This is a genomic window from Actinoplanes sp. NPDC051859 (genome assembly GCF_044452725.1).
Taxonomy (GTDB): Bacteria; Actinomycetota; Actinomycetes; order Mycobacteriales; family Micromonosporaceae; genus Actinoplanes.
Window position 1 is genome coordinate 317159 of sequence record NZ_JBITBX010000006.1, and the last position, 16469, is coordinate 333627.

A 16469-nucleotide genomic window follows, 5' to 3' on the forward strand; every position below is an offset into this window, starting at 1 on the left:
ATGGCGGCCATCGATGCCTCTCGGGAAGCTGGGCCATCGTCGCAGGTCAGCTTGCAGGAGGTGGACGGTGTCTGAGTCGGCTGGGCCAGCCCTCCTGGCCCTTGCTTCGCTGCGGTGCAGTCGGTCATGGCTGTGACCGTCGCGCTCGAGGACGTCACGAAGGTCTGGCCGGATGGCACGGTGGCGGTCGATCGGCTCGATCTGGCGGTGCGCGAGGGCGAGTTTCTGGTGCTGCTGGGTCCGTCGGGCTGCGGCAAGTCCACGGTGCTGCGCATGATCGCCGGCCTGGAGGATCCGACGGACGGCACGATCCTGCTGAACGGCGAGCCGGTGACCGAGCTGGCGCCGCGCGACCGGCAGATCGCCATGGTCTTTCAGGATTTCGCGCTCTATCCGCACATGACCGTCGGCGGCAACCTCGACTTTCCGCTCAAACTCTCCGGTGTGGACCGGGAGGGCCGCGGTGAGCGGATCGGCGCCGTAGCCGCAGCCTTGGGCATCGGTGATGTGTTGAGCCGCAAGCCCGCCCAGCTGTCCGGTGGGCAGCGGCAGCGGGTGGCGATGGGTCGGGCCATCGTGCGTCGCCCGGGGCTTTTCCTGATGGATGAGCCCTTGTCGAATCTCGACAGTGGTCTGCGTGCGGAGCTGCGCGCCGAGATCACCGGCATGACTCGCGAGCTGGGCGTCACCACCATGTATGTCACGCATGACCAGGCTGAGGCGCTGACCATGGCCGACCGGGTCGCTATCCTGCGCGGCGGCGTGCTCCAGGACGTCGGCACCCCGACCGAGGTGTACGGTCGCCCGGCCACCCTCTACGTCGCGGCGTTCCTCGGCTCGCCCCGGATGAACCTGCTCGAAGCGTCGGTGTACGTCCACCTCGACCGGCATGTCGTCCTGGATCTCGGCGATCAGGTTTTGCACCTGCCCTGGACCGACCTGCGGGCTCGGGCGATCGCGCGCTATCACGGTGAGCGGATCGTCGTGGGTGCCCGGGCTGAGGCGTTCACCCCGGTTGCCCCGGAAACTCCAGGTGATGTGCTGCGCGGGCGGATTCGCTATCTCGAGCACCACGGACACGAGTCGCTGGCCTTTCTCGACATCGGTGCCACCGCGGTGCTGGTGGACGACCTCGGTCGAGATGCCGGGGCGGCGGAGCCGGCGGCTGGGCCGCTGCGCCGGGTCGAGGGTGCCTTGCGCCGGATGTCCGGCCGGGCCCGACCGGAGCCCGTGCGGCCGGGCAAGACCTCGGTGTTGGGCGATCCCGGGCGGCACCTTCGGCGGCCTGCGGAGGTGGCGGTGCGGCTTGCGCCCTATCCGGCGGTGGCGCCGGGGTATCCGCTGGCTGTGGGCGTACGGATGGCGGCTCTGCATTTCTTTGATGAGCGCGGCGATCGCATCGATGTCGGTTGGCGCTAGAACCGACAATCCGCCCATTGCGTTGAGACGATCCAGTGTCGTTGACACGGTGCCGTATCGTTCGCCGCACGTCGGTGCGAAGGCGTATCGACGTCATCTTTCGAAGGGGTGACGATCATGGCGAACGCATCCGGGCTGCTGGTGATCGAACGGATCCTGCGGGATAGGCAAGGGATCTGGCAGCAAGTCGTTGAGGACCGATCCCTCGCCAAGCTCACCGGCCAGATGCTGCTGAGCTCGGTGATCGCCCTCGCCTGTTACGGCGCGGTGCTGGGCTCGTTCCACAGTGTGCTGATGGCGCTGACCTCCGCGGTGAAACTGCCGCTGTTGTTCCTGGTCACGCTGGCTATCTGCCTGCCCACGCTGTACCTGTTCAACCTGGTCTTCGGGGCGCGGCTGTCCGTACGCCAGTCGCTCGCCCTGGTGATGGTGGCGCTGACCGTGACCGCCATGCTGGCGCTGGCGTTCGCGCCGATCGCCCTGTTCTTCCTGATCACCGCGCCGGACTACGGCTTCTTCAAGCTGCTGAACGTGGTGATCCTGGCGCTGTCGGCGCTGGTCGGCCTGCGCTTCCTCACCGGGGGCATGCGGGTGCTCAACGAGAACGGCCTGCTGTCGCCCGAAAAGAAGGAAGACCCGGCTCCGGTCGCGGCGGCCCCGGCCCCAGCCCCGGCACTGGTCACCGCCGGCGCCCCGGCCAACGGAACGGCCCTCGCCCCGGCTCCTGCCATGACGGCCGGCCACCCGCTCGCGCCCGCCCAGCTACGGCCCGCTCAGCTGCCGCTCCGGCAGCCCGCACCCCCGAGCATGACCCTGCTGTACGTGTGGATCATGCTGTTCGGCTTCGTCGGCACCCAGCTCGCGTGGACGCTGCGGCCGTTCTTCGGCAGCCCGGGCATGAAGTTCAGCCTGTACCGGGAGATCGACGGCAACTTCTACGCCGAGATCCTGCGCACGCTGTCCCACCTGTTCTGATCAAATCCCGGTTACGACGTCTGTTATGGCGGCGGCACACAGCGTAGGCTGCTCGGCGGTGGAGGAAACTGTCGGCCGAGAAGTGCTGCGTCCGGCTCCGAGCAGGGAGTCGTCGGACGCTCCGTCGCCGCAGGCAAAAATCGGTGGCGGTGACCTGCTCGACCGGGTTTTCGGCCCCGAAGACATCACCGTGCTCCGCCACGAGGTCACCCAGCGGCTCGCGTCCGGGCTGCTGGGCGACCGGCTGGACGGCTTCGTGCTCGCCGTCAACGAGGTGATCACCAATGTGGTGCTGCACGCCGGCGGCAGTGGGCGGCTCCGGCTGACCCGCACGGCGACGGCAGTCTGGTGCACAGTCACCGACCGGGGCCCCGGCATCCCTGAGCAGTTTCGGCGCCCACCCGCGGTGCCCGGTGGGTTCGCTGACGGCGGTCGGGGCATCTGGTTGGCGTACCAGCTGTGCGACGAGGTCACCATGGCGACCGGTCCGATCGGGACCACACTGGGGCTGCGAATCGATCTTCCTCGGCATGCCACCGGGGCTGACCTGCTGGACGGGCTAGCAGCCACCGGTTGAACCCGGCATGAAACGCCGTGGAAATGTCGTCATCCGCATTCAAGCGTGTTCAACAGCCGAGGCGACTACATTAGGCCGGTGCTCGGACTACCTCCTCATGTGACGGCATGCCTTTTCGATCTTGACGGCGTGCTGACCCAGACCGCACTCGTGCACAACGCGGCGTGGAAGTCGACCTTCGACGCCTATCTACAGAGGTGGGCGGCCCAGACCGGGCAGCCCTTCGTGCCGTTCGACCCCGGCCCCGACTACCACCTTTATGTCGACGGGCGACAACGGGCCGACGGCGTCCGCACCTTCCTCGCCTCGCGGGGCATCACCCTGCCCGAGGGACAGCCCACCGACGGTCCCGACGAGGAGACCGTCAACGGCATCGGCAACCGCAAGAACCTGCTGGTTTTGCAAAAAATTCAAGAGGGAGCCGTGCAGGTCTACCCCGGCTCGGTGGACTACCTGCGCGCCGCCGAAACGGCAGGTCTGCGCCGGGCGGTCGTGTCGGCGAGCGCCAACTGCAAGGACGTCCTCGAAGCCGCCAAGATCGACGGCTATCTCGAGGTACGGGTGGACGGCGTCACCGCGCGTACGGAAAACTTGCCCGGTAAGCCCGCGCCGGACACCTTCCTCCTCGGCGCGAAGCTGCTCGGCGTACCCCCGGAGAACTGTGCGGTCTTCGAGGACGCCCTCGCCGGCGTCGCGGCCGGCAAGGCCGGCGGCTTCGGCATCGTAGTCGGCGTGGACCGGGTCGGTCAGGCCGACGCGCTGCGCGAGCACGGCGCGGACATCGTGGTCCAGGACCTCGCCGAGCTCCTCACCCGGTAGATCCCATCTGACTTCTTCTCTTCTCAGTTGCGAGAGGCACCACCGTGATCCGTGAACGGGCCTACCCCGTCGATCCCTGGCACATCCGGGAGACCCGGCTGGACCTGGAGCTCATGGCTCAGTCCGAGTCGGTATTCGCCCTGTCCAACGGCCACATCGGCATCCGCGGGAACCTGGACGAGGGCGAGCCGCACGGCCTGCCCGGGACCTACCTCAACTCGTTCTACGAGCTGCGGCCGCTGCCGTACGCCGAGGCGGGCTACGGGTTCCCCGAATCCGGCCAGACGATGGTCAACGTCACCAACGCCAAGCTCATGCGCCTGCTCGTCGACGACGAGCCGTTCGACGTCCGGTACGGCGAGCTGCGCTCCCACGAACGCACCCTCGACCTGCGCGCCGGCACCCTGGAACGGGTCGTCGAATGGGTCTCCCCGTCCGGCCAGGAGATCCGGGTGCGCACCGTCCGCATGGTGTCCTTCACCCAGCGGTCGGTCGTCGCCTTCCTCTACGAGGTCGAGCCGATCAACTCCACCGCGCGGCTGATCCTGCAGTCCGAGCTGGTCGCCAACGAGCAACTCCCGCCGACCAGCAAGGACCCGCGCGTCGCCGCGGTGCTGGACCACCCGCTGCAGGCCGAGGAGATGCTCGAGCAGCGCACCGGCGGCCTGCTCGTGCACCGCACCAAGGCCAGCGACCTGCGGATGGCCGCGGCGATGGAACACCTCGTCAACGCGCCCGGCAAGCACGCCGTCACCACCGAGGGACACCCCGACTGGTTGCGGACCACCGTCGCCTGCAAGCTCGAGCCGGGCCAGAAGCTACGGGTCGTGAAACTGGCTGCGTACGGGTGGTCCAGCAACCGCTCCCTGCCGGCGGTCCGGGACCAGGTCGGCGCCGCGCTCGCCAGCGCCCGGCTGGACGGCTGGGAAGGCCTGATCGAGGCCCAGCGCGAGTTCCTCGACGAGTTCTGGGACCACTCCGACGTACGCGTCGAGGGCGACCCCGAGGTGCAGCAGGCGGTCCGCTTCGGCCTCTTCCACACCCTGCAGGCCGGTGCCCGGGCCGAGAAGCGCCCGATCGGCTCCAAGGGTCTGTCCGGTCCCGGCTACGACGGCCACACGTTCTGGGACGCCGAGACGTTCGTGCTGCCCGCGCTGACGTACACCCAGCCGTCGGCCGCAGCGGACGTGCTGCGCTGGCGGCACTCGACGCTGGACCTCGCCAAGGAACGGGCGCAGACGCTCGGGCTGCAGGGCGCGGCGTTCCCGTGGCGCACCATCCGCGGCCAGGAGTGCTCGGCGTACTGGCCGGCCGGCACGGCGGGCTTCCACATCGGCGCCGACATCGCCGACGCCGTGCGCCGTTACGTGTCAGCCACCAACGACCTCGATTTCGAGCGGGAGGTCGGCCTCGAACTGCTGGTGGAGACGGCCCGGCTGTGGCGCTCACTGGGGCACCACGACCGGCACGGCCGCTTCCACATCGACGGTGTGACCGGCCCGGACGAGTACACCGCGGTGGTGGACGACAACGTCTACACCAACCTGATGGCGCAGCAGAATCTGCTCGCCGCGGCGGATGCGGCCCAGCGGCATCCCGACCTGGCCCGCAAGCTGGGCGTCAACGACGAGGAGTCGGCGTCCTGGCGGGATGCGGCGGCCGCCGTGCACATCCCGTACGACCGGGAGCTGGGGGTGCACCAGCAGTCGGAGGGCTTCACCCGGCTGGCGGAGTGGGACTTCGAGAACACTCCGCCGGAGGCGTACCCGCTGCTGCTGAACTACCCGTACTTCGACCTCTACCGCAAGCAGGTGGTCAAGCAGGCCGACCTGGTGATGGCGATGTACGTGCGCGGTGACGCCTTCACCCCGGAGGAGAAGGCCCGCAACTTCGCCTACTACGAGGCGCGGACCGTACGTGACTCGTCGTTGTCGGCGTGTATTCAGGCGGTGTTGGCCGCCGAGGTGGGCCACCTGGAGTTGGCGCACGACTATCTTGGCGAAGCGGCCCTGATGGACCTGCACGACCTGCACCAGAATGCGCGGGACGGCGTGCACGTGGCGTCGTTGGCCGGCTCGTGGATCGCCCTGGTCGCCGGGCTGGGCGGCATGCGCGACTACAACGGCCAGCTGTCCTTCTCGCCGCGGCTGCCAAACCGGATCAACAGCCTGGAGTTCTCGCTGCTGTGGCGGGGGCTGCGGGTCCGGGTCGAGGTCTCGCCAGAAGAGGTGACCTACTCGCTGCGCAACGGCGGCGGCTCGGCCCGGCTGGAGCTGCTGCACCACGGCAAGGAAGTCACGGTTACCCAGGTCAAGCCGGTGGTGCTGGCGATCCCGCCGGCTGCGCCGACCGGTCCGGCCCCGACTCAGCCCGCCGGTCGGGCGCCGGTGCGCCGCGCGAACAACAAGTAGCTACGGCACACACGACGAAGCCCCCGCTTCCCCGGTGCAGACCAGGGAGGCGGGGGCTTTCGCTACAGCATCGAGACGTGTACGTGGTCCGTATGGTCACTGTCGCCGGAATAGGAACTCCATCCGGTGGCCGGGAACCACACCATCTTGTTCCAGATGACGTAGAGGACGCCTAATCGGTCGGCGTTGCGGACGAGGAACGCCATGAGGTTGTTGCCGTACTCGCGGGTGTCCCTGTTGTGCCAGGGTGAGAATCCGCTCTTCTGCAGGGACCAGTCGCAGGCTCTGCCCTTGGGGTGTTCGAACGGCCCGCCGGGGCGGAAACAGCCGACGAAACGGCCGAAACCGGCCTTCTTGACTTCCTTGAACATGTGCATGGTCCGGGCAGTGACGCAGCCGCCCGTCGTTTGATCGTCGACGTTGCAGCCCTCGGGGGCGAACTCGTTGTCCCCGTTGCGCGGCGCAGCCGCGGCCACCTTGGACTCGGCGGTCACGAATCCGCCGGTGACCTGTTCGCCGCCGACCAGGTTGAGGGCCTTCTCGGCGGACTCTTTCTGCTTCTTCATCGCCTGCAGGTTCTGTTGCTGCGCTTTGAGTTCCTGGTCCAGGCGGGCCTTGGCGGTAGCCACCTGGTTGATCGCGGCGGTGAGCTGGCGGAGCTTGCCGTCGTTGAGAGCGTTGATCTCCTCGAGCGAGACCGCCTTCTCCAGGAATCCGCCGGGCGTGCGGGTGTTGAGCAGGAAGCCCAGTGTCGACAGGCCGCCGGTGCGGTATTGCTGGGACGCGATGGCGCCCACCTGGGGCCGCAGTTTGTCCCGTTGAGTTTCCGCGTTCTTCACCTGAACGGCCAGGTTGGCCTGGGCCTTGGTCGATTTCTCGACCGCGGCCTTGGCGGCCAGAAAGCGCCGGCCGGTGCTGTCGAGCACGTCGTTGAGCAGCGGGTTGTCGTCGCCGTCGTCCGGGGTCGCCGTGCTTCCACCGCCGGGCGCCGCGGCCGCGGGGGCGGCCGGGGTCACGATCATGGTGATCGCGACGAGTGGTGCCAGGGCCAGCGTCAGCCACCGGCGGGGTCTTGCCGTCATGCAGTTTCCTTCCGTGTTGCCGCCTACCGGGTTAGCTGACGGGTTCGGGACGGAAGCGATCCCTACCGCGCGGGTTCGGCGGATTCACCCCATGGTGCGATGGGTCCCCGGCTCGCCTTTCGGCGATTAAGCGGTGGTCGGCCGGCACCTTGGGGGCAGTGCCTTCCGGGCAGTGACCGGCGGAAAGCTTACCTGACGACGGCCCTCGAATCAGTGCCCGAGCGGTCGGGAAAAGCGTTACCGCGCAACGACTTTGCGTCACTTCTCGATGGGTTGCCGCTGGTCAAGCCCGTGTCACGAGATCAATGTGAGTCGTTGCACTCTCGCTCGCATTCTTACCGTCCGTGGTCGGATAAATGCGCTTGGTGCGACACCTGTCAATATTGACAAAGCGTGGGTAGTCTTCGTCACGGTTCCATCACGGAGCCGCCGCTTAATCGCCGAAAGGCGAGCCGGGGACCCACTACGTAATGGGGTGAATCCGCTGCGTGCAGCGGTAGGGATCGCTTCCGTCCCGAACCCGTCAGCTAACCCGGTCGGCGGCCGACGGAAGGAAAGTACGTGAGGCACGACCCGCTCCGGCGACGATTGGCGACCGTGCTCGCGGTCCTCGTCGCCACCTCGGGGCTGGCGCTCGCCGCCCCCGGCGCGGCCACCGCCGCGCCCCCGCCGCTCGCCGCACCGGGCAGTGAAGGTGGCTCCAAGTCCCTGCGCACCAAGCTCGAGGACGCCTCCAAGGGCTTCGTCGAAGCAAAGGAGAAGCTGGCCCAGTCGAAGAAGCGTGAGGCCGCGCTGACCGCGAGCCTCAAACAGCTCGACGCCGAACTCGGCCCCAAGAAAGTCGCGCTCAACGACGTCGTCCGGCAGTCGTACCGGACCGGCCGGCTGGGACCGATGAGCGCCCTGCTGTCGGCTGGCACTCCGGGCGGCATGCTGGACCGCGTCTCGACACTCGAGACCGTCGCGATCAAGCAGGAACACACGATCCGGGACCTGACCGACACCCGCACCAAGCAGGAGCAGGCCAAGGTCGCGATCGGCCAGGAAATCGGCGACCAGCAGAAGCAGGTCACCGTCATGGCCAAGCGCAAGAAGCAGGCCCAGGACGCGCTGGCGGCGGTCGGTGCGCCGGCCGGTGGCACCGGTGGATTCAGCGGCAGCAGTGCCGAGGCCGGCGCTGTGCAGCGGACCGCCAACGGTGGGCTGCCGGATGAGGGATGCAGCGTGGACGACCCCACGACAAACGGGTGCATCTCGCCCCGCACCCTGCACGCCATGAACGAGGCGAAAAAAGACGGCTTCACCCATTTCGTGTCGTGCTACCGCCCCGAGGAGGACGGCGGTGAGCATCCGCGCGGCAAGGCTTGCGACTTCGCCGCGGACGAGAAGGGCTTCGGCGGCGTCGCCACCGGCAAGAGCCGCAGCTACGGCGACAGTCTGGCGACGTACTTCGTCAACAACGCCGATCGGCTGGGCGTGCTGTACGTGATCTGGTTCAAGCAGATCTGGCTGCCGGGCAGTGGCTGGCAGGCGTACACACGGGGCAACGGTGATCCGAGCAGCGATCACACCAACCACGTGCATCTGTCGATGCGTTGACGCGGGACTGACGGAAAGGGCGGCCCGCGGGCCGCCCTTTTCTTACCGCTTGGTGTACGCCTCGTATTCCTTGAGCACTTCCGAGGTGGGGCCGTCGCCGCGGATTTCGCCCGACTCGAGCCAGATGCACCGCTCGCAGGTGTCCCGGATCGACTGCTCGCTGTGGCTGACCAGGAAGACCGTGCCTGCCTCGGCGCGCAGTTCGCGCACCCGCTGCTCGCTGCGCTTGCGGAACTTCGCGTCGCCGGTGGCTAGCGCCTCATCGATCAACAGCACGTCGTGCTTCTTGGCCGCCGCGATGGAAAAGCGCAGCCGGGCGGCCATGCCGGAGGAGTACGTCCGCATCGGCAGCGAGCTGAAGTCGCCGCGTTCGTTGATGCCGGAGAAGTCGATGATCTCCTGCGTCTGGGCCTTCACCTGGTCCGGGCTCATGCCCATGGCCAGGCAGCCGAGCACCACGTTGCGTTCGCCGGGCAGGTCGTTCATCAGGGCCGCGTTGACGCCCAGCAGCGAGGGCTGGCCGGCCGCGTAGATCGCACCCTTCTCGACCGGCAGCAGCCCGGCGATCGCCCGCAGCAGGGTCGACTTGCCGGAGCCGTTGGTGCCGATCAGGCCGATCGCCTCGCCCTTGTACGCGACGAAGCTCACGCCCTTGATTGCGTGCACCTCCCGTTGCGTGCCCGGCCGGGTGCCGGTGACGAGCCGCTTGAAGCTGGCCAGCGGGCTGTGCGTGCCCGCGGCGGCAGCCTGGTGCACCCGGTAGACGACGTGGGCGTCGTCCACGACCACGGTGGGTTCGCGCTGGTCAGCCACGGCCGTAGCCCTTCTCTCCGCGCCAGAAGTAGACGAAGCCGCCGAGCCCCACGACCAGTGCCCAACCGATCGCTTCGAGCCACAGCACCGGGGCGGGTGCGGCGAGCTTCACGTCCTCCATCAGGGCGTGGCGCATCAGCTCGATGTAGACGAGCAGCGGGTTGGCCTCGACGATGGCGAGCTTCCAGCCGCCGGTGAGCTCCTCGAACTTGCTCACCGGGTAGAGCACCGCGGAGCCGTAGAGCCAGATCCGCATGATGAACGGCACGAGCTGCTTGAAGTCGGCGGCCTTGGAGCCCAGCCGGGCCAGGGCCATGGCGAGGCCGGCGTTGAAGATCGACTGGAGCAGGAAGATCGGCAGGATCAGCAGCCACTGGAGGGTGAGCGGCTCCTGGAAGCCGAGCACGATCAGCATCAGCACGGTGATCGAGGCGATCATGTTGCGGATCTCGACCATCGTGATCGCGAGTGGCAGGCTCGCCCGAGGGAAGTGCAGCGCCCGGATGAGGCCGAGGTTGCCGCTGATCGACTGGATGCCCGTCTGCACCACCGACTGGGTGAACTGGAAGACGAAGACCCCGGTGCACAGGTACGGGATGAACTTGTAGTTGTCCATCCCCCGGGCCTGTTCGAGCACCAGCCCGAAGATCACGTAGTAGACGGCCGCGTTGATCAGCGGCGTCAACACCTGCCACACCATGCCGAGCCGGGTCTTGCCCAGCGACGACGTGACCTTGGCGTTGGCGTACGACGCGATGAAGTGCCGGTACGACCACAGCAGCCGGGCGTAGGCCGGCAGGCTGGGCAGCTTGCCCGCCGCCGCTAGGCCGTGCCGGCGGGCCAGCTCTCGCAACTCCAGACCGGTGTCGGCATCGGCGACCGCCGTCTCGGGCATGGGGTGGCACTCCGTCCTGATCGGTCCGTCAGGGGTGGGACCTGGCTGTCTTACGCGGCAAACACACTAAGCGGCAACACCCTAATCAGTCTGCCGCGATGAAACGCCATCGTATCGACGTTGGCTCGAAATGTAGCCGACCGTACGTCGAAACGCAACCGTCGCGTCGTCGCGTATAGTGTCCCCCGTGGCGACAGCTAAACGTGTTCCCGCCGGAGCGGCGGTGCTCCGCGGCGACATCACCAAGGCTATTCGGAACGCCGTGATGCACGAGCTGGCCGAGGTCGGTTACGGCCGGCTCTCCATCGAGGCAGTCGCGCGCCGGGCCGGCGTCGGTAAGACCGCAATCTACCGCCGCTGGAGCAACAAGCTCGAAATGGTGCTCGAGATCGTCTCGGGTGTCGCGGAGCGTAGCGTGCCGATGCCGGACACCGGAAGCTTCGCGACCGACCTCCAGCTGCTGCTGTTCGTCGTCTCCAAGGCCCTCCAGCACCGCATCGCCTCGCAGATCGTGCCCGACCTGATGGCCGAGGCGGCGCGCAATCCGAAGATCGCCGAGACGCTGCAGAAGGCACTGCGCACCCACCAGCTCGCGGTCGCGGGAAAGATCGTCGGGCAGGCCGTCGAGCGCGGTGAACTGCCCGCCGACACTGACCCTGACCTGGCCGTAGACCTGATCGTCGGCCCGCTCTACTGGCGGCTTGCGGTGGCCCGAACCCCGATCGGCGACGACTACCTGGAGCAGCTCGCCGGGGCGGTCATCGCGGCGCTGCGAGGGAGCTCGGCTCGCTGATCGCCAGCGCGATCTGCTCCGGGATCATCGGCCGGGCGAAGTGGAAGCCCTGCGCCCGGACGTAACCGAGATCACCCAGCTTCGCCGCCTGTTCCGAGGTTTCCACGCCCTCCGCGACCGCCTCGACGCCCATCGCCTGGGCGATCTGCAGCACCGCGCCGGCGATCGCATCCGGACCGGGCACCGGCGCGAACGACCGGTCGAGCTTGATCTGGTCCACCGGGCAGTTCGCCAGCAGGCTGAGCGTGGAAGCCCCGGTGCCGAAATCGTCGAGCGACAGCCGTACGCCCAACGCCCGCAACGCCCGCAGCGTCTCCTGCGTTGCGCCGCCGCCGACCGCGGTCGACTCGGTGATCTCGATCGTCAGCCGGGCCGGATCCAGCCCGGTCTCGCGCAGAACCGCCGCGACCTCCGCCGCGAACGACGCTTCCTTGAGCTGACGCGCCGAAGCGTTCACCGACATCGTTCCGGGCGCCTGGTCGCCGAACTCCGCCAGCCAGGCCACCGCCTGCCGGCACGCCTCCCGCAGCACCCAGCGGCCCAACGGCACGATCATGCCGGTCAGCTCGGCGCCGGGAATGAAATCGCCCGGTCCCAGCAGGCCACGTTCCGGGTGGTTCCAGCGCACCAGCGCCTCGACGCCGGTGAGCTTGCCCTCCGGCAGCGCCACCACAGGCTGGTAGTGCAGCACCAACTCATTGCGTTGCAGCGCCGCGGTCAGTGCAGTCGAAATCCGGCGGCGCTCCGCGCCCGGCGCCTCGGTGCCCGGCCGGTAGCGCTGGAAGCCGCCCTCGCCGCGCTCCTTCGCCTCGTACATGGCGATGTCGGCCTGGCGCAGCAGGTCGCCGGCGTCGTCACCGCCGCGGCCGTCGACCACGCCGTAGCTGGCGCGGACGGCGAGCAGGTGCCCGCCGACCTCCACCGGCACGGCCAGCGCGTCGGCGATCCGGTCCAACACCCGGTCGACGTCCTCGCCGCCGAGGCCCTCGAAGAGGATGGCGAACTCGTCGCCGCCGAGGCGGGCCACGGTGTCGGTCGGGCGTACGTTGGCCAGCATGCGCTCGGCGACCTCGACCAGCAGGCCGTCGCCGATGTGGTGACCCAGGGTGTCGTTCACCGTCTTGAAGTCGTCCAGGTCGACCAGCACGATGCTGATCGGCTGGTGCCCGGCTCGGGCGACGCCGTCCGCGACCCGGGCGCCGAACAGCGCCCGGTTAGCCAGACCGGTGAGCACGTCGTGACTGGCCTCGTAACTCAGCCGCTCGTGCGCCCGGACCGTCTCGGTCACGTCCCGGCAGTTGCTGACGATGCCCAGCACGCTCGGCTCGTCCAGCAGGTTGGTGCTGATGATCTCCAGCGTCCGGTACGCACCATCCTCGTGCGCCAGGCGCAGCCGGCAGGTGGCACTGGCACCGGGGCGCGCGGCGACCTCGGCCAGGTGCGCGGCAGCACCCGCCAAGTCCTCCGGGTGCACCCGACTGCCGAACGTCGTACCCGTCAACACGGCGGGATCGGCACCGAGCACGCGGTGGACCGCCGGGCTGACGTACGCAAACTTTCCGCCGCCGTCGGTGATCGTCACGACGTCGGTGGAGTTGCGGGTCAGCAGGTGGAAGCGGAGCTCCGCGCGGTGCAGCGCGAGGTTGGCGGCGTCGAGCCGGCTGCGCAGGATGCGGGCGGCAGCCTGGCCGAGTAGTCCTGCGGCGATCGGCATGACGGCGGGTGCGAGGAAAGATGCGGCAGCACGGCGCTGTTTCATGGTCTCTCCTCCCTCGAGCGAGCCGATAACGGTGGTGTCGGCACGAAGAATCGGCCCGGCCGGACGCGGTCTGAGCTTTACGCCCGCTTGAGGTTCGCGCGGCGGGTAGCTCAAGAACGGATCAAGGCGGCCGATGGGAGAGGTCCCCCGCCCCCGCACGCCCCCGGAGCATCATGCGTACCGACAGCCTCGACGCGACCATCTTCACCTCGGCATCCCTGCTGGCACTCGCCTCCGTGGGCGAGGCCGGGGACGCCGTCGCGACGGCCGCCCCGCGGCCCACCGGACGTCCCGGGGAATACGCCGGCCACTGGCGCAGCGCTGACGACACCGTGCGGCTCTTCCTGGCCGAGGACTGGTCCTTCGAGGGCGCAGTCGCCGGACGCCGCCGCGGCGCGCGGGGCACCTACCGGATCGACGGTGCCGGGCTGATGCTGAGCGACGACTCCGGCCTGCGGACCCGGGTCGAGCGGGGCGAGTACTGCCTGGAGATGGCCGGACACCAGCTTTTCAAGGTCATGTGACGCCGGCGGCTAACGGATCTGCCGCTCAGGCCGAACCATCTGGCATGCGGATCCTGAAGCTGCTGCTCCCGATGCTCGCCGTCCCGCTCGCTCTGGGCGGCTGCAGTGCGCTCGGTCTCGGTTCCGCTCCGGGGACGCCGTCAACCTCGGCGAGTGCCGCGGCCGAGCCGGGCGAGGGCTGGACGGTGTACGCCGCCGGTAGCCCCACGCCGACTCCCAAGGTCACCTACTCCGGGACCCGGGCGCCTGCTCTGCCGCCGGTCTCGTTCCCGCCGCCGCTGGCCGAGGAATGCAAACGGGAGTGGACCGTCGACCCGGTCCTCATCCCGCTCACAGTCACCCCGGGTGCCGGCAAGCTGACCGTGACCTGGCCCAACGCCTACGGCTCCACCTACCGGATCACCGCCGTCAAGCAGCCGCTGGTCTCCGGCAACCAGCCCGCCTACACGTGGCAGACCGTGACCGCGACCGGCGGGTGCACGGTCACGGCCACGATCAGCGGGCTGACACCGAAGATTCCGTACGTGGTGTGGCTGGACGCGCCGGACTCGGGGCACGAACGGGACGGCACGCGGCACCCGTACAGCGGCCGTTCGCCCGTGGTCTATCCGACCGCCTGACCCGCGGAGTCCGTATGGTGAGTCCATGCCGGACGCCTCAGTCGCCGGAGCCGGCGCCCTCCGGGGCGGGCTGGATCGAGTCCGGCAGCGGCTGAGTCTTGCCACCCTTCGGGTTCACGGCGAACCAGGTGCCGTTGACGCCCTGGCCGAGGATGTCGCCCGGCTTGGTGTCCTTCGCGAAGTAGTAGACCGGCCAGCCGTTGATCGTGACCTGGCAGGTGCCGTCCGCGCGCTCGACGTACCCGAGGATCTTCGGGTCCAGGCCCGCCGGGAAGATCTTGCCGGGCGACTTGATCAGCAGCGGCGGCCAGGCCTGCGCGCAATCACCGTTGCAGGTGGCCTGCGGCGGCTGGTTGCTGTCCTTGTCGAAGCGGTAGAGCGTCCGCCCGGCCCCGTCAGTGACGTAGGTGCCGATCTGCGCGTTCTCGGTCGCGGTGAGTTCGACCGTCTTGCTGCCCGTACGGATGCTGGTGGGTGGTTCGATGTCCTTGCGCGACGGGCCGCTGTAGATCTTCACCCACCGCTGGGTCTTGGCGACGGTCGGCTCGGGAATCGGCGTCGCCGGTGCAGCCGGTGTCTCCACGGCAACTCCGGCCTCCCCGCCGGTCTCCGGCTCTGCGGAGAGCTCGGGGTCCGGCGGCGTGTCGTCGACGGTGGGCGGTGCGGTGGGCTCGGCGGCGACGGCGACTGCGACAGCCGCGGAGTCGATCGGTCGGGCACATGCGGACAAGCCGATAACGCTGGTCACGGCGAGGGCCGCGACGGCGATGGTAGTGCGCTTCATTTCTCCCCCTTGCGAAGCGGATGTCCTCCACACGCAGGGGAGCCGGATCCGGTTCACGGAACTTTTCTTGAACCGCATCCCGGCGGTGTACGTGTCAGGAGAGTCGGACCGACGAAACGGAGTGTGCGGGTGGTTGCCGTCACCGGGGGGAAGAGATGCCGGGGTTGAGACTCCACCGTCGCCGGGAGGTGGCTGATGAGGCACTGGTCAGGACGTTATTCGAGGAACACGGCCGGGCGATGCTCGCGTACGCGACGCAGCTGACCCGCGATCGCGCGGCGGCGGAGGATGTGGTCCAGGAGGCTCTGGTGCGCGCTTGGCGCCACCCGGACAGCCTGGTCAACGGCAAGGGCTCGGTACGCGGTTGGCTGCTCACCGTGATCCGCAACATCGTCGTGGATCAGGTGCGCGCCCGCAACGCCCGCGCCCCCGAGGTGCGGGAGACGCCGGTCGAGGTGGTCGGCGACGACGACCACGCCGAACAGGTCGTCAATTCGATGGTTGTCGTGGACGCGCTGAGCCGGCTTTCCGCCGAGCACCGCGAGGTCCTCGAGCAGCTCTACCTGCAGGGCTGCACGGTGTCAGAGGCGGCGAAGACGCTGGGCATTCCACCCGGAACGGTCAAGTCGCGTTCTTTCTATGCGCTCCGGGCGCTTCGCGAGCTGAAGACGCTGCGCCCCGCCGGAACGGAACGGTCTGCATCATGATGACGGAACACGTGGACCTCACCGGCTATCTGACGAAGTCGCTGGACGCGGAACAGAATCGCGCGGTCGAGGAGCACCTCACCGAGTGCGACGAGTGCCGGGCCGAGGTGGAATCCCTGCGGGAGTGGACGATGGCGCTCGAAGCGGTGCCCGAGGCGATGCTGCTGGACGGCCCGCCGGATGACGCGGATCTGCTGTTGCAGCGCACACTGCGGCAGATCCGGAAGGAGTCGGCCGGGACGCGGCAGCGGCGCACCGCTCTGGTGGGCGTCGCGGCGGCCGTGGTGATGGCGGTGGCTATCGGGGGTGGGGCCTTGGTCGGCCGGTCGACGGCGCCGGAATCGCCGCCTCGTGCACTGCCGACGATCCCGGTGTCCGTGCCGGGCACCCGGACGGCGGTGGCGCAGGACCCGGACACCAAGGCGGAGATCTCGGTCGCTGTCGCGCCCGCGCCCGGTTGGGTGCGGGTCAAGGCGGCGGTATCCGGAATCCCTCGCGGCGAGCGGTGCCGGTTGGAGGTCGTAGCCAAGGACGGTACGTCGGTCCTGGCCGGAAGCTGGGTCGTCTCCGAGGCCGGTGCCGACGAGGGTACGACCCTGGACGGTAGTGCGCTGGTGCCGCCGGACCAGGTCGCCTCCGTCCGGGTGGTCACCGAGACGGGGAAGCAGTACACCACCGTCTCGGTGTGAGTT

The 16469-nt window shown here is 68.7% G+C and carries 16 protein-coding genes and 2 riboswitches; of the genes, 11 read left to right on the forward strand and 5 right to left on the reverse strand.

Translation table 11 applies throughout. The annotated features are described in order from the left end of the window. Positions 1-126: 126 nt before the first annotated feature. The 5 genes from ACIA1L_RS18095 (at position 127) to ACIA1L_RS18115 (ending at position 6201) form a co-directional block, all read left to right on the forward strand. Positions 127-1419: an ABC transporter ATP-binding protein gene (locus ACIA1L_RS18095; protein WP_396073879.1), complete on the forward strand. Its 1293-nt coding sequence runs from the start codon at positions 127-129 to the stop codon at positions 1417-1419. A 117-nt stretch (positions 1420-1536) separates the two neighbouring features. Next, positions 1537-2394, forward strand: a complete 858-nt coding sequence (locus ACIA1L_RS18100; protein WP_396073880.1) for a hypothetical protein — start codon at positions 1537-1539, stop codon at positions 2392-2394. 58 nt (positions 2395-2452) lie between these two features. Then, a complete protein-coding gene (locus tag ACIA1L_RS18105) occupies positions 2453-2971 on the forward strand; it encodes an ATP-binding protein (RefSeq protein WP_396073881.1) in 519 nt (172 codons plus the stop codon). A 78-nt stretch (positions 2972-3049) separates the two neighbouring features. Continuing rightward, complete coding sequence (locus tag ACIA1L_RS18110) at positions 3050-3790, forward strand: beta-phosphoglucomutase family hydrolase (RefSeq protein WP_396073883.1); 741 nt, start codon at positions 3050-3052, stop codon at positions 3788-3790. A gap of 44 nt (positions 3791-3834) precedes the next feature. After that, positions 3835-6201, forward strand: a complete 2367-nt coding sequence (locus ACIA1L_RS18115) for a glycoside hydrolase family 65 protein (protein ID WP_396073885.1) — start codon at positions 3835-3837, stop codon at positions 6199-6201. Between the two features lie 62 nt (positions 6202-6263). Here the strand turns inward: ACIA1L_RS18115 and ACIA1L_RS18120 are convergent, their stop codons facing one another. Next, positions 6264-7283, reverse strand: coding sequence for a coiled-coil domain-containing protein (locus ACIA1L_RS18120; RefSeq protein WP_396073887.1), 1020 nt, complete (start codon positions 7281-7283; stop codon positions 6264-6266). Positions 7284-7287: 4 nt separating this feature from the next. Continuing rightward, positions 7288-7426, reverse strand: a riboswitch (cyclic di-AMP (ydaO/yuaA leader). A gap of 277 nt (positions 7427-7703) precedes the next feature. Further along, positions 7704-7841: riboswitch (cyclic di-AMP (ydaO/yuaA leader) on the forward strand. Between the two features lie 3 nt (positions 7842-7844). Here ACIA1L_RS18120 and ACIA1L_RS18125 point away from each other — a divergent pair. Continuing rightward, the gene (locus tag ACIA1L_RS18125) at positions 7845-8882 is read left to right on the forward strand and encodes a coiled-coil domain-containing protein (protein WP_396073888.1); all 1038 of its coding nucleotides are present in this window, start codon (positions 7845-7847) and stop codon (positions 8880-8882) included. A 42-nt stretch (positions 8883-8924) separates the two neighbouring features. Here ACIA1L_RS18125 and ACIA1L_RS18130 read toward each other — a convergent pair whose 3' ends face one another. Together ACIA1L_RS18130 and ACIA1L_RS18135 are read right to left on the reverse strand one after the other, a co-directional pair. Continuing rightward, positions 8925-9695: an ABC transporter ATP-binding protein gene (locus ACIA1L_RS18130; protein WP_396073889.1), complete on the reverse strand. Its 771-nt coding sequence runs from the start codon at positions 9693-9695 to the stop codon at positions 8925-8927. Continuing rightward, positions 9688-10590, reverse strand: a complete 903-nt coding sequence (locus ACIA1L_RS18135) for an ABC transporter permease (protein ID WP_396073891.1) — start codon at positions 10588-10590, stop codon at positions 9688-9690. The genes ACIA1L_RS18130 and ACIA1L_RS18135 overlap by 8 nt, the downstream gene beginning before the upstream one ends. Before the next feature lie 187 nt (positions 10591-10777). On the opposite strand from ACIA1L_RS18135, the gene ACIA1L_RS18140 reads away from it, so the two are divergent. Next, a complete protein-coding gene (locus ACIA1L_RS18140; RefSeq protein WP_396073892.1) occupies positions 10778-11383 on the forward strand; it encodes a TetR/AcrR family transcriptional regulator in 606 nt (201 codons plus the stop codon). Here the strand turns inward: ACIA1L_RS18140 and ACIA1L_RS18145 are convergent. Beyond that, positions 11349-13142: a putative bifunctional diguanylate cyclase/phosphodiesterase gene (locus ACIA1L_RS18145; protein WP_396073894.1), complete on the reverse strand. Its 1794-nt coding sequence runs from the start codon at positions 13140-13142 to the stop codon at positions 11349-11351. The genes ACIA1L_RS18140 and ACIA1L_RS18145 overlap by 35 nt on opposite strands. Positions 13143-13315: 173 nt before the next feature. On the opposite strand from ACIA1L_RS18145, the gene ACIA1L_RS18150 reads away from it, so the two are divergent. Both ACIA1L_RS18150 and ACIA1L_RS18155 read left to right on the forward strand, forming a co-directional pair. Beyond that, positions 13316-13666 (forward strand): hypothetical protein, encoded by a 351-nt coding sequence (locus ACIA1L_RS18150; protein WP_396073895.1) that lies wholly within the window; start codon positions 13316-13318, stop codon positions 13664-13666. Positions 13667-13710: 44 nt separating this feature from the next. Further along, complete coding sequence (locus ACIA1L_RS18155) at positions 13711-14286, forward strand: hypothetical protein (RefSeq protein WP_396073897.1); 576 nt, start codon at positions 13711-13713, stop codon at positions 14284-14286. Between the two features lie 37 nt (positions 14287-14323). On the opposite strand, the gene ACIA1L_RS18160 is transcribed toward ACIA1L_RS18155, so the two are convergent. Beyond that, entirely contained in the window at positions 14324-15070 is a 747-nt protein-coding gene (locus tag ACIA1L_RS18160; protein WP_396073898.1) for a hypothetical protein, read from the reverse strand. 155 nt (positions 15071-15225) lie between these two features. Between ACIA1L_RS18160 and ACIA1L_RS18165 the strand changes: the two genes are divergently transcribed. Next, positions 15226-15777 carry a sigma-70 family RNA polymerase sigma factor gene (locus tag ACIA1L_RS18165; RefSeq protein WP_396073900.1) on the forward strand — a complete coding sequence of 184 codons (552 nt, stop codon included), beginning with the start codon at positions 15226-15228 and terminating at the stop codon, positions 15775-15777. Further along, positions 15774-16466, forward strand: a complete 693-nt coding sequence (locus ACIA1L_RS18170) for an anti-sigma factor family protein (protein WP_396073901.1) — start codon at positions 15774-15776, stop codon at positions 16464-16466. Before ACIA1L_RS18165 ends, ACIA1L_RS18170 begins: the two co-directional genes overlap by 4 nt. Positions 16467-16469: the final 3 nt, after the last annotated feature.

Bases quoted from the DNA above. Each gene is read 5' to 3' on its own strand.
- ACIA1L_RS18095 (WP_396073879.1), top strand. From the start codon at position 127: ATGGCTGTGACCGTCGCGCTCGAGGACGTCACGAAGGTCTGGCCGGAT.
- ACIA1L_RS18100 (WP_396073880.1), top strand. From the start codon at position 1,537: ATGGCGAACGCATCCGGGCTGCTGGTGATCGAACGGATCCTGCGGGAT.
- ACIA1L_RS18120 (WP_396073887.1), bottom strand. From the start codon at position 7,283: ATGACGGCAAGACCCCGCCGGTGGCTGACGCTGGCCCTGGCACCACTC.
- ACIA1L_RS18135 (WP_396073891.1), bottom strand. From the start codon at position 10,590: ATGCCCGAGACGGCGGTCGCCGATGCCGACACCGGTCTGGAGTTGCGA.
- ACIA1L_RS18145 (WP_396073894.1), bottom strand. From the start codon at position 13,142: ATGAAACAGCGCCGTGCTGCCGCATCTTTCCTCGCACCCGCCGTCATG.
- ACIA1L_RS18150 (WP_396073895.1), top strand. From the start codon at position 13,316: ATGCGTACCGACAGCCTCGACGCGACCATCTTCACCTCGGCATCCCTG.
- ACIA1L_RS18155 (WP_396073897.1), top strand. From the start codon at position 13,711: ATGCGGATCCTGAAGCTGCTGCTCCCGATGCTCGCCGTCCCGCTCGCT.
- ACIA1L_RS18160 (WP_396073898.1), bottom strand. From the start codon at position 15,070: ATGAAGCGCACTACCATCGCCGTCGCGGCCCTCGCCGTGACCAGCGTT.
- ACIA1L_RS18165 (WP_396073900.1), top strand. From the start codon at position 15,226: ATGCCGGGGTTGAGACTCCACCGTCGCCGGGAGGTGGCTGATGAGGCA.
- ACIA1L_RS18170 (WP_396073901.1), top strand. From the start codon at position 15,774: ATGATGACGGAACACGTGGACCTCACCGGCTATCTGACGAAGTCGCTG.